At 63.9% G+C, this 12092-nt stretch carries 13 protein-coding genes; 5 read left to right on the top strand and 8 right to left on the bottom strand.

The features are described 5' to 3' along the window. Nucleotides 1-615: 615 nt before the first annotated feature. Nucleotides 616-2145: a YifB family Mg chelatase-like AAA ATPase gene (locus tag QTL95_RS15825; RefSeq protein ID WP_289720908.1), complete on the top strand. Its 1530-nt coding sequence runs from the start codon at nt 616-618 to the stop codon at nt 2143-2145. Nucleotides 2146-2193: 48 nt separating this feature from the next. On the opposite strand, the gene QTL95_RS15820 is transcribed toward QTL95_RS15825, so the two are convergent. The 3 genes from QTL95_RS15820 to QTL95_RS15810 form a co-directional block, all read right to left on the bottom strand. Continuing rightward, a complete protein-coding gene (locus QTL95_RS15820; protein WP_289720907.1) occupies nt 2194-2493 on the bottom strand; it encodes a putative quinol monooxygenase in 300 nt (99 codons plus the stop codon). Between the two features lie 121 nt (nt 2494-2614). Further along, entirely contained in the window at nt 2615-3577 is a 963-nt protein-coding gene (gene cysK, locus QTL95_RS15815) for a cysteine synthase A (protein WP_289720906.1), read from the bottom strand. Nucleotides 3578-3709: 132 nt separating this feature from the next. Then, nucleotides 3710-4327, bottom strand: coding sequence for a LysE family translocator (locus QTL95_RS15810; RefSeq protein WP_112535763.1), 618 nt, complete (start codon nt 4325-4327; stop codon nt 3710-3712). Nucleotides 4328-4583: 256 nt separating this feature from the next. Between QTL95_RS15810 and QTL95_RS15805 the strand changes: the two genes are divergently transcribed. After that, nucleotides 4584-5099 (top strand): Dps family protein, encoded by a 516-nt coding sequence (locus QTL95_RS15805; RefSeq protein ID WP_112535764.1) that lies wholly within the window; start codon nt 4584-4586, stop codon nt 5097-5099. Nucleotides 5100-5108: 9 nt separating this feature from the next. On the opposite strand, the gene QTL95_RS15800 is transcribed toward QTL95_RS15805, so the two are convergent. Then, a complete protein-coding gene (locus tag QTL95_RS15800; RefSeq protein WP_289720905.1) occupies nt 5109-6014 on the bottom strand; it encodes a DMT family transporter in 906 nt (301 codons plus the stop codon). 102 nt (nt 6015-6116) lie between these two features. Here QTL95_RS15800 and QTL95_RS15795 point away from each other — a divergent pair, with 102 nt between their 5' ends. After that, complete coding sequence (locus QTL95_RS15795) at nt 6117-6575, top strand: Lrp/AsnC family transcriptional regulator (RefSeq protein WP_112945211.1); 459 nt, start codon at nt 6117-6119, stop codon at nt 6573-6575. A gap of 4 nt (nt 6576-6579) precedes the next feature. On the opposite strand, the gene QTL95_RS15790 is transcribed toward QTL95_RS15795, so the two are convergent. Together QTL95_RS15790 and dut are read right to left on the bottom strand one after the other, a co-directional pair. Further along, nucleotides 6580-7479, bottom strand: a complete 900-nt coding sequence (locus QTL95_RS15790) for a GNAT family N-acetyltransferase (protein WP_289720904.1) — start codon at nt 7477-7479, stop codon at nt 6580-6582. Continuing rightward, nucleotides 7479-7949, bottom strand: a complete 471-nt coding sequence (gene dut / locus QTL95_RS15785) for a dUTP diphosphatase (RefSeq protein ID WP_289720903.1) — start codon at nt 7947-7949, stop codon at nt 7479-7481. Before dut ends, QTL95_RS15790 begins: the two co-directional genes overlap by 1 nt. A 90-nt stretch (nt 7950-8039) precedes the next feature. On the opposite strand from dut, the gene QTL95_RS15780 reads away from it, so the two are divergent. Together QTL95_RS15780 and tsaA are read left to right on the top strand one after the other, a co-directional pair. Next, complete coding sequence (locus tag QTL95_RS15780; RefSeq protein ID WP_289720902.1) at nt 8040-9623, top strand: peptide chain release factor 3; 1584 nt, start codon at nt 8040-8042, stop codon at nt 9621-9623. Between the two features lie 54 nt (nt 9624-9677). Continuing rightward, nucleotides 9678-10202, top strand: coding sequence for a tRNA (N6-threonylcarbamoyladenosine(37)-N6)-methyltransferase TrmO (tsaA, locus tag QTL95_RS15775; protein WP_289720901.1), 525 nt, complete (start codon nt 9678-9680; stop codon nt 10200-10202). Here tsaA and QTL95_RS15770 read toward each other — a convergent pair whose 3' ends face one another. Then, nucleotides 10203-10412: a TOBE domain-containing protein gene (locus QTL95_RS15770; protein ID WP_018898137.1), complete on the bottom strand. Its 210-nt coding sequence runs from the start codon at nt 10410-10412 to the stop codon at nt 10203-10205. It abuts the gene before it with no gap. A 57-nt stretch (nt 10413-10469) separates the two neighbouring features. Further along, complete coding sequence (gene betC / locus QTL95_RS15765; RefSeq protein ID WP_289720900.1) at nt 10470-11984, bottom strand: choline-sulfatase; 1515 nt, start codon at nt 11982-11984, stop codon at nt 10470-10472. Nucleotides 11985-12092: the final 108 nt, after the last annotated feature.

Raw genomic sequence — 12092 nt, 5'->3', positions numbered from 1 at the left:
ACGGGCCACAGACCAGCTTCTCAAACCACCGCCGAACAAGCTCAAAAGCCGCAACCAGATGGAATTCCAATGGGCCGCAATTTAAACCGGACAGCAGTGGGCTCGTCTCGAGGATCTGCTGAGCGACCAACTTGCTCGACGCGAGTGGACAGCTTGCGCCACGGTGGCTGAAAGCGAGACCCACCTGCACCCTTGCATCCGTGGTGATGTGCTTAGATCCTCGGGACGAGCCCGAGGATGACGCCGCGAGTGAGGAAAGCCTTTCCTCTTCAATCGCTTAGCGCCAACATCTCGTTGCGAGAGGCGACGGTCGCTGCACCCTCCGGCCTCATGCTCAGCATGGTCCCGAAAATCTGCCGGCCCCAACTTGCTCGACATGCCTGGATCACCTGCGCAACGCCGGCTCCTTCACCCAAAGCGCTGCGGTGACCACCGCGATCCTTTTTCTCCACCTTTGTTCCACCCGTACAACCTAACACAACTTCATCACAGCGATGACGCGCAATTGTTCATTTATTGTTCTTGTTTCATTCCGTTTTCTATGCCAGATTGCAATTCGCGGCCATGAGGGGTCGCTGAAACAGGTGTAAACGGTTGCGGCGCAGGGGGTTGGGCATGGTCGCACGCATAAGCACGGTTGCATTTCAGGGCATTGAGGGCGTCCCGGTCGAAGTCCAGGTCATGGTGGCGCCCGGGAAATTCGTCACCCAGATCGTCGGCTTGCCTGACAAGGCGGTGGCCGAAAGCCGCGAGCGGGTGCATGCGGCGCTGCATGCCTCGGGCTTGGCGCTACCCGCCAAGCGGGTTACCGTCAATCTGGCGCCGGCCGATCTGCCGAAAGAAGGGTCGCATTTCGATCTTCCGATCGCGCTCGGACTGATGGCCGCTCTCGGCGCCATTCCAGCCGATGCGCTGGCCGACTATGTCGTCATCGGCGAACTCAATCTCGACGGCACGATCGCGCCCGTCGCCGGCGCGCTGCCGGCCGCGATCGGCGCCAATGCGCTCGGCAAGGGCCTCATATGCCCGGCGGACAGCGGCCCGGAAGCCGCCTGGGCCGGCAGTGGGCTCGATATCCTGGCGCCGCGCAGCCTGATCGCGCTCGTCAATCATTTCCGCGGCACGCAGGTCCTGTCGCGCCCCGAGCCGTCGATCCGCGCCAATGCCGCCAATCTGCCCGATCTCGCCGACATCAAGGGCCAGGAAAGCGCCAAGCGGGCGCTGGAAGTGGCCGCCGCCGGCGGGCATAACCTCTTGATGGTCGGGCCGCCTGGATCGGGAAAGTCCATGCTCGCCGCAAGGCTGCCCTCGATCCTGCCGCCGCTGTCGGCCGCCGAGCTGCTGGAGGTATCGATGATCCATTCCATCGCCGGCCAGCTTGCCGGCGGCAAGCTCTCCGATCGCCGCCCGTTCCGCACCCCGCATCATTCGGCGACCATGGCCGCGCTTGTCGGTGGCGGCCTCAGGGCCCGGCCCGGCGAAGCCTCGCTCTCGCATCACGGTGTGCTGTTTCTCGACGAGTTCCCCGAGTTCTCGCCGCAGTCGCTGGATGCGCTGCGCCAGCCGCTCGAAACCGGCGAATGCATCATCGCCCGCGCCAACCACCGTGTCAGTTACCCCGCCAATATCCAGCTCGTCGCCGCCATGAATCCCTGCCGCTGCGGCATGGCCGGCGAGCCCGGCCACAGCTGCGCCCGCGGCCCGCGCTGCGCCTCCGACTACCAGGCGCGCATCTCCGGCCCGTTGATGGACCGCATCGACATCAGGATCGACGTTCCGGCGGTCTCGGCCATCGATCTCATCCGCCCGGCACCGGCGGAAGCCAGCGCCGATATCGCCCGTCGCGTCGCCCGCGCCCGCGAGATTCAGCGTGATCGCTATGCCTCGCTCGGGCCTGCCGGCGGCACCAACGCCCGCTGCTCGACAGCGCTGATCGAGACCTTCGCCGCGCCCGACCCGAGCGGCCTGCAATTGCTGCGCGATGCTGCCGAGAAGATGAAGTTTTCCGCGCGCGGCTATCATCGGGTGCTGAAGGTTGCCCGCACGCTTGCCGATCTGGATGGCAAGGACAGCGTCGGTCGCATCCACCTTGCCGAGGCGATCTCCTACCGCATGGCCGGCGAGCGGCTGACGGCGGTGGCATAGGGCGGGGCGAAAAACCGCCGCTATGGTGGGGCAAGATCGTCGGGCTGCTCACGTCTCCCGCGGCGCGCCGACCTCGTAGGAAACGAGCCTGCGGTCGTGGATGCCAAGCTCGGGCCATGCGGCGCGCCAGTCCGCGAGATGCCGGGATTGGAAGTGGCGGTCGAGCGAGGGTTGATCCTGCCAGAGTTCCTTGACGTGGATGAGCCCGGGTTCCAGCACGTCCTCGGCATAGGAATAGGCAAGGCAGCCGTCCTCGGCGCGACTTCCTTCCACCATCCGCCGCATCACCGGGCGCGCGCCGTCAAGCCTATCCGGTGGCAGGCGTATGGTTCCGACGATCAGCAGCATGAGTGCCTTGCTTTCATCATGAGGCAGGCAGCATGAAGGGCGCCGAAGCGCCCTTGTGCCTGTTTGGTGGTCTTCCCGTCCGGACCTTTTCCGTTCAGGTGACCGCTTCGGGTCGCTCCAATCAGTTGCCGAGGCCGTCGAACAGCGCCGTCGAGAGGTAGCGCTCGGCGAATGACGGGATGATGACGACGATGGTCTTGCCGGCATTTTCCTCGCGGCTGCCGATCTTGATCGCGGCGGCCAGCGCTGCACCGGAGGAGATGCCAACAGGCACGCCTTCAAGCTTGGCCACTTCGCGCGCCTGTTCCAGCGCTTCCGGGCTGCTGATGGTGACGATCTCGTCGTAGATATGCGTGTCGAGAATGGCGGGCGCGAAGCCGGCGCCGATGCCTTGGATCTTGTGTGGACCCGGCTGGCCACCCGATAGCACGGGCGATTCCGCCGGCTCCACCGCTATGACCTTGAGGCCAGGCTTCTTCGACTTCAGAACCTGGCCGGCGCCGGTGATCGTGCCGCCGGTGCCGATGCCGGAGACGAGGATATCGACCGCGCCATCCGTGTCGTTCCAGATTTCCTCGGCCGTCGTCTTGCGGTGGATTTCGGGATTGGCGGGGTTTTCGAACTGCTGCGGGATGATCGCGTCGGGCAGCGTCGCAGCCAGTTCTTCCGCCTTGGCGATCGCGCCCTTCATGCCCTTTGGCCCCTCGGTCAGCACCAGCTCGGCGCCGAGCAGCGCCAGCATCTTGCGGCGCTCGATCGACATGGTTTCCGGCATGGTGAGGATCAGCTTGTAGCCCTTGGCGGCGGCGGCGAAGGCCAGCGCGATGCCCGTATTGCCCGATGTCGGCTCGACCAGCGTCGTGCGGCCGGGCGAAATCTTGCCCTGCGCCTCGAGAGATTCGATCATCGCCACGCCGATACGGTCCTTTACGGAGGCGATCGGGTTGAAGAACTCCAGCTTGGCGAGCAGGTTCGCCTTCACGCCCTTTGCCTTGGCCAGCTTGTCGAGCCGCACGATCGGCGTATCGCCGATGGTCTCGGTGATCGAGGAATAGATGCGGCCGCGGCCCGGTTTCTTCGACATGATAGGCTCCCTTGATGAAATATGTTCAGAGAATAGGGTCTAAGCCGGGCCGCGGCCAGAGCGGCTTTATCCCGGTATGCCGTGCATCCGGGAAAAAAGCCTTTGAAAACGCGGCTTTACCGGATGATTTTTTCAGGCGGCGCGCGTCGCGATGAAGGCCGCCGTGCCGGCCAGCACGCTCGCGGCCACGCGGTTCAGCACCTGCAGCGCCCTGGGGCGCTTGAGCAGGGTACGTGCGCTCGAAGCGAGCATCATGTAGGGGATCAGCACCACCAGCAGCACCGCGAATGTGGTCGCCAGCAGGATGCCGTATTCCCTGAGGCCGATGCTGTTGATGTCGATCAGCGTCGGCACCAGCGCCACGTAGAACAGCATGGTCTTCGGGTTGCCCAGCGTCACCAAAAGGCCGGAGAGGAAGCTCATGCCGATATTGCTGGATTTCTTGGCGGCGATATCCTGCGACAACAGCCCGGCGGTCCAGAGCTTGTAGGCGATATAGCCGAGGTAAAGCGCGCCGAGAATCTTGATGACGATGAACACCTCGGTGAAGGTCTGCGCCACGAAGGCCAGGCCGAGGATCACGGCGGTCAGATAGGTCATGTCGCCGAGCACCAGCCCGAGCCCCATGAAGAAGGTCTCGCGGAAATTCGAGCCCAGCGCGCGCGCCACGATGGCGGTAATGCCGGGGCCTGGAATGGCGGCGGCGATAAACAGCGCCGCGGCATAGGCAAAGAGTGCGGTGAACGACATGGTGACCCTCCCAATCGCCTGTCTTCTACGCCTGTTGATCGGCCGTTTCAACGGGGTGTGGCTCGGTTGATCTTGCCGACAAGCGGCGCGCACAATCTGTCACAGTCGCCTGCTATTGACGCCTCGGATCGCGGTGCTAGTTCTCGGTTGTGGCGGAGATCTGGCCGTAGCCGGAGTCAGCATCGTCGACCGCATTGGGGGAGGAAAACCCGTTCCGGCACCCGTATCACGCCGATCTGGCGAAGGAGAATACTTCATGTCTACACCCGTCGAGAAGCGCAAGACTGCCGCGCTCGCAACACCGACCGATCTGAAGAGCAACGCAATCCAGGATATCTCCGGCGCGCTGGCGGCACTTCTGGCCGATACCTTCGCGCTTTATCTCAAGACCAAGAATTTCCACTGGCACATGTCCGGCCCGCATTTCCGCGATTACCACCTGCTGCTCGACGAGCACGCGGACCAGATTTTCGCCATCACCGACGATATCGCGGAGCGCGCCCGCAAGATCGGCGGCACGACGCTGCGCTCCATCGGCCACATCGGCCGCCTACAGCGCCTCGCCGACAACGATGCCGATTACGTGACGCCGGAGGACATGCTGGCCGAACTGCGTGACGATAACCGCCAGCTGATCTCGCTGATGCGCGAGACCCACGACGTCTGCTCCGAACACAACGACGTCGCCACGACCAGCCTTCTTGAAAACTGGATCGACGAGGCGGAGCGCCGCCACTGGTTCCTCTTCGAGATCACCCGCCAGGCGAAGTGATCGCAGCCCTCAGGCCCGGACGCCCCGCAGCACACCTTTCAGCCGCGCGGGCGTCCAGCCAAGGTTCATGCCCGCCGCCGCCAGAAGAATGATGGCGGCGCCGGCGATCTGCAGCGGCTGCAGCGCATGGCCGAAGGCGACCCGGTCGACCACGATCGCCGCGATCGGGTAGAGGAAGGATAGCGCACCGGTCAGGTAGATCGGAAGCTTCTGGATTGCGCTGTAAAGCAGTACATACATCAGCCCCGTATGCACCACGCCCAGCGTCACCAGCAGCGACCATGTTTGGGTTTCACCGGGCAGGGCGGAAAAGTCGGTGATCGGTGCCAGCATCACGACACCGGTCGAAACCTGGATCAGCGCGATCAGATGCGGCGGCGTGCCCTTCAGCCATTTCGCGGCCAGCGCCGCCAGCGCATAGAAGAAGGCCGCGCCTAGCGCCATGGCAATGCCGGTGGCATAGCCGCCGCCGGCGCCCGCCACCTGCGGCTTGTCCTCGACAATCCCTATCATGCCGATGAATGCCAGCACCAGCCAGAACAGCTTCGCCGCTGTGATCCTGTCGCCGAGAAACAGGGCGCCGAGCCCGAGCAACATGAAGGGCTGCGTGTTGTAGACGGTGGTCGCGACCGAGATGGAGGTATGGCCATAGGCGCCGAAGAGCAGCAGCCAGTTGAGCACGATCGCGATGCCGCCGAACACGGCGATCGCAAAGGCCCGCAGCCCGATCGTCCCGGGCTTCAGCAATCCCATCGCCGCGCAGACGACGAGCAGGCTGATCGCCCCGAACAGGCAGCGCCAGAAGACGACGCCGCTGACGGGTTGCCCCGACATCACGACGAACCAGCCGATCGTCCCCGAAATCAGCATCGCCGCGGTCATCTGCATGCTGCCGTTGCGTATATCCTGTCGCATTCCTGCCTCCCGTTAATGAGAGCGAGAATATTGCGGCCCACGCGCCATTTATATAATCTTGAAGCGCCGAATGGCGGCTTTCCTCTTTCATTGTGAGGCGAAATGAGCGTTCAACCTAACAATGATCTCGACGATATCGACCGTCGCATTCTCGAGGCGCTGGCCGCCGATGCGCGCATGTCGCTGAAGGAGCTTGCGCAGGCAGCCGGCCTCTCTTCGCCAAGCGCCGGCGAGCGCCTGCGCCGGCTGGAGGAGCGCGGCGTCATTTCCGCTTTCACCGTGGATATCGATCCCACGGCCCTCGGCTATCCCCTGCAGGCGATCGTCCGCGTCCGGCCGCTGCCGGGGCAGCTGCATGTGGTGGAGCGCATCATCCAGGAGACGCCGGAGTTCGTCGAATGCGATAAGGTCACCGGCGATGATTGCTTCGTCGCCCGCCTCGTCGTTCGCTCCATGGCGCAGCTGGACACGATTTTGGACAAGGTCGCGGAAAAGGCCGAGACCAGCACGTCGATGGTGAAGGCCTCGCCGGTAAAGCGCCGCCTGCCGCCGCTGAGCTGAAAGCTCAGAAATCCGCCATCGGCGAAAGCATCGCCGGCCGCTCAAGGCTGATGTCGAGATCGGTGCGGATCATGAACTCAGTGCCGCCGTCAAGCGCCCGCGCCTCGCCCTGCCAGCCGAGCTTATCAGGCGAAAACAGAACCTCGACCGCTAGCGGCGCGATGCCGAGGCCTCCGAGAATGGTCTCAAGCGTCGGGATGGTCGAAGCGATGATATCCGACAGCACGAACGTGTTGTCGTCCCCCACCTTCCAGGCGATCACCGCCTGCCGGTCTTCAAGCCAGCTCAGCTTCACATCCGGATCGAACTGCGTGTTGATCAGGAACATCGCCGCGCTCTCGCAAACCGCGAGAGCATCTGACACCGGCGTGCGGGATTTCAGCGCCCGCTGCAGCAGCGCAAGATCCTCGGGCTTCCATGGGTCGAGCGTCCGCGCCGGCATGGCGCCCATCGCGGGCTCCGGCGCCGCGCCGGCATAGAGATGCATCGGCAGCGAGCGGAAGCCATAGGGCGTGTAGAGATCAGGCTTGTCCGTGTAGAGCACGATCGCCTCGAAACCCTCGACCGCGCACCAGTCGAGCGCCTTGTGGGTCACGTCGCGATAAAGCCCGCGCCCACGCCATGGCGGCCGCACGGCGCCCGATTGCAGGCCGGCAGCGTTGACTTTGCGGCCGCTGATGACGATCGGCATGGCGAAGGCCGAGAGATTGGCGGCCAGAAGGCCGCTCTCGTCGAACCAGCCAAAGGGCATGCTGGAGGGATCGGCACCGCCGAGGCGCTTCAGCGGGTCGAGATCGATGCCGAATGTGTCAGCGAGAAGCGACACCAGCGCCGCCCAGGCCTTGTCGTCGGCGAAATAGTCCTGCCGGAAGATGAGGCCGGAGCTATCGGTCGCCTTGTCCATCACATGCCCGTAGAGCCGAAGCCGCCGGCACCGCGCGCCGTCGTGCTCGCCTCGGTGATCTCTGCCACACGTGCCTGAGTGACCGGAGCGATCACCATCTGGGCGATCCGCATGCCGCGGGTGATCTCGAACGGCTCCTCACCGAGATTGATCAGCAACACCTTCACTTCGCCGCGATAATCGCTGTCGATCGTGCCTGGCGTGTTGAGGCAGGTGATGCCGTTCTTGAAGGCGAGGCCGGAGCGCGGGCGGATCTGGCCCTCGAAGCCCTCGGGTATCTCGAAGATCAGCCCGGTCGGCACCAGCGCGCGCTTGCCTGATGCAAGCACCATCGGCGCACCGTCGTCTACGGCGGCGCGCAGGTCCATGCCGGCGGCACCCTTGGTTTCATAGGCGGGCAGCTCGATGCCTTCGCCATGGGTGAGACGCAGGAGATTGAGGGTCGGGCGGGTGTCGGTGTGAATGGTCATGCGCCATTACTTTGCCCCCGCAAGGCCAAGGTCAATTGCAAAGCGGCGCCTAAATCGCTAGATACGCCGCAACTCCACAGGATTCATAGCATGGCCGAAAGTCTCGCAGAGGCGGTTTCCCGCCGCCGCACATTCGCTATTATCGCCCACCCGGACGCGGGCAAGACGACGCTCACCGAAAAGCTGCTGCTGTTCGGCGGCGCCATTCAGCTCGCCGGCGAAGTCAAGGCGAAGAAGGATCGCATCCAGACCCGGTCGGACTGGATGAAGATCGAGCGCGAGCGCGGCATCTCGGTCGTCACCTCGGTGATGACCTTCGAGTACGAAGGCAATGTCTTCAACATTCTCGATACGCCCGGTCACGAAGACTTCGCGGACGACACCTACCGCACGCTGACGGCTGTCGATGCCGCCGTCATGGTCATCGACGCCGCCAAGGGTATCGAGCCCAGAACGCTGAAGCTCTTCGAAGTCTGCCGCATGCGCGACATCCCGATCATCACCTTCATCAACAAGATGGACCGCGAAAGCCGCGATCCCTTCGAGATCCTGGATGAGGTCGAGGAGAAGCTGGCGCTGGACACCGCCCCGGTCACCTGGCCGATCGGCCGCTCCAAGACCTTCTGCGGTTCCTATCACCTTGCCGACAACACGGTGCGCGGCTCCGATACCGAAGTGACGCCCACCAAGGTTAACGGCCCGCAGGCCGTTGCCGACCGCCTGCCGGAAAACGAGCGCTCGGCCTTCGTCGACGAGACGGAACTGGCGATCGAGGCCTGCCGCCCGTTCGACCGCAAGGCTTTCCTCGAAGGCCACCTGACGCCTGTTTTCTTCGGCTCGGCGCTGCGCAATTTCGGTGTTCGCGATCTCATCAACGCGCTCGGCGAGTTCGCGCCGCCGCCGCGCGACCAGATTGCCGATGTCAGGACCGTGCATGCCGCCGAAGACAAGATGACGGCCTTCGTCTTCAAGATCCAGGCCAACATGGACCCCAACCACCGCGACCGCATCGCCTTTGCCCGCATCTGCTCAGGCAAGCTGGAGCGCGGCATGAAGGCGCGTCTCGCCCGCACCGGCAAGCAGCTCGGCCTCACGGCGCCGCAGTTCTTCTTCGCCTCGCAGCGTCAGCTGGCCGACACCGCCTTCGCCGGCGACGTCGTCGGCATCCCGAACCACGGAACGCTCAGGATCGGCGATACGCTGACCGAAGGCGAGGCGCTGGTGTTCCAGGGCGTGCCGAACTTCTCGCCGGAAATCCTGCGCCGCGTGCGCCTGGAAGACGCGATGAAGGCGAAGAAGCTCAAGGAAGCCCTGCAGCAGATGGCCGAAGAGGGCGTCGTTCAGCTCTTTTCCCCGGAAGATGGTTCGCCGGCTATCGTTGGTGTCGTCGGTGCGCTGCAGCTCGACGTTCTGAAGGAACGCCTGTCGGCCGAATACACGCTGCCGGTCTCGTTCGAAATGTCGCGCTTCTCCGTCTGCCGCTGGATCTCGTCCGACCAGCCGGCCGAGCTCGACAAGTTCCTGAACGTCAAGCGCGGCGACATCGCCCGCGACCTCGACGGCGACCCGGTCTTCCTGGCGCAGGACAGCTTCTCGCTGCGCTACGAATCCGAACGCTTCCCGGCGATCAAGATGGTCGCCATCAAGGAATATCACGTCGCCAAGGCGGCGTGATATTTCATCGGATATAACGCCATGCAATACTGCTCTCCCAAACAGGAGTGCCGCATGGTCAGGGAAAACGAAATCCGGAAAAACGAAGTGGCGGTGAATGCTCCGGCGCCGACCGACGCCGGCCTGGTCTTCATCGGCCGTGTCCATACACCCTGGCGCCAGCGCGGAGAGACGCCACGTCAGGGCCGCCACGACGGGCCGATCTGCCGGATCGAGATATTCGAACCCTGGACGCAGGCGCTGCAGGGCGTCGAGGCCTTCGAGCGGTTGGAAATCCTATACTGGCTGGATCGCTCCCGCCGCGACCTCGTGCTCCAGAGCCCGGCCAATTCGGGCAAGGTCCACGGCACCTTCTCGCTCCGTTCCCCCGTCCGCCCTAATCCGATCGGCACATCGATCGTCAAGCTGGAGGCCGTGGAGGGATCGACGCTTCTGGTGCGCGGTATGGATTGCCTCGACGGCACGCCGTTGCTCGACCTGAAGCCGGATCGCACTCTGTTCAAACCGATCGCGCCGCCGCAGCCTGGCGATTTCCAGACGGGCGACGACGGCACGACCCATTATTGCCAGAAGGCGTGATCAGTCGACGGCGACCATCACGTCGGAGGCCTTGACCACGGCATAAGCGTCGGAGCCGACGGTCAGCCCGAGTTCCTTGACCGCCTCGTTAGTGATCGACGACGTCACGATCGAGCCGCCGCCAATATCGATGCGCACATGCGCCGTCGTGGCGCCGAGCGTGATCTCGACGACCTTGCCCTTGAGGCGGTTGCGAGCGCTGATTTTCATGAGTTTTCTCCCTGTTTCGATGGCGGAACTTAGCGTCTCGCCACCGAAACGGCAATCTCACTCGCCGCGCGGATAGCGCTGGTTTTCCTCCAGCACGTTCAAATCCATGTGGTTGCGCATGTAGCGCTCCGAAGCCTTCTGCAGCGGCTGGTAATCCCAGGGATAGTAGGCGCCGTTGCGCAGCGCCTCATAGACCACCCAGCGTCGCGCCTGGCTTTCGCGCACGGCTGCGTCGAAGGTCTTCAGGTTCCAGCGCGCGTTTGCCTGTGCCGTCAGATGTGCCAGCGTCTCGGCATAGGCGGGATCAGCAGCGAGGTTTTTCAATTCCTTCGGATCGGCGTCGAGATCGAACAGCATCGGCGCGTCGGCATCGCAGAGCGTCAGCTTGTACTTGCCGTCGCGCAGCCCGACCAGCGGCGCGATCGAACCCTCGGCCGCGTATTCCATCGGCACCGGGCCGCGTCCGCCCGTACCTGTTGCAAGCGGCGTCAGATCCTCGCCGTCGGTCCAGGGTTTCAGCTTGGCGATATCGATGCCCGCAAGCGCGGCCAGCGTCGGCGTGACGTCCAGCGTCGACACCGGCTGGCTGATCAGCTTGGGCTCCCAGCCGGGTACCGATATCGAAAGCGGCACCCGTGCCGAACCGTCAAAGAAGCACATCTTGAACCACAGCCCGCGCTCGCCCAGCATGTCGCCATGGTCGGAGACGAAAAGGATGACGGTATCCTCGGCCATGCGCCCGCGCTCCAGCACATCGAGCAATTCGCCGACCTTCTCGTCGATATAGGAGATATTGGCGAAGTAGCCGCGCCGCGCATTGCGCACCTGCTCGCGGGTGATCTCGAAGGCGTCGTAGTCGCAGGCCTTCAAGAGCCGCTGCGAATGCTCGTCCTGCTCCTCGAACGGGATCGTGCCGACCTCAGGATCAAGATGATGGCAATCTTCATAGAGGTCCCAGAACTTGCGGCGCGCCACATAGGGATCGTGCGGATGCGTGAAGCTCACCGTCAGGCACCAGGGACGATCGTCCTGCCGGCGCGAGAGGTCATAGAGCTTGCGGGTCGCGTTGTAGGCGACCTCGTCGTCATATTCCATCTGGTTGGTGATCTCGGCGACACCGGCGCCGGTCACCGAGCCGAGATTGTGGTACCACCAGTCGATGCGCTCGCCGGGCTTGGTGTAGTCGGGCGTCCAGCCGAAATCGGCCGGGTAGATATCCGTTGTCAGCCGCTCCTCGAACCCGTGCAGCTGGTCTGGGCCGACGAAGTGCATCTTGCCCGAAAGCGCTGTGTGATAGCCGGCTGCTCTGAGATGATGTGCAAATGTCGGGATGTCGGAGGCGAATTCTGCGGCGTTGTCGTAGACGCGGGTACGGCTCGGCAGCTGGCCGGACATGAAGGAGGCCCGCGCCGGCGCGCAGAGCGGGCTTGCCGTATAGGTGTTGGCAAAGCGAACGGAGCGCTTCGCGAGGGCTTTCAGATGCGGCGCGTGTAGAAACTCGGCCGGCCCGTCGGGAAACAGCGTCCCGTTATACTGGTCGACCATCAGGATGAGGAAATTCGGGCGCGCCATGCGTGGGTCCTTGCGAAAGAAGCGATGCCGGCGCGCTCGAAGCGCCCGGCATCCGGATGCTTCGTTTCTTTTAAGGCAAGCCGCAGTGCAAGACGAGAACGGTTGCGC

This window comes from Rhizobium sp. S152, from assembly GCF_030380735.1.
GTDB lineage: Bacteria > Pseudomonadota > Alphaproteobacteria > Rhizobiales > Rhizobiaceae > Rhizobium.
Note: the sequence above shows the minus strand (reverse complement) of the source record. Positions and strands in the feature narration are given on the sequence as shown.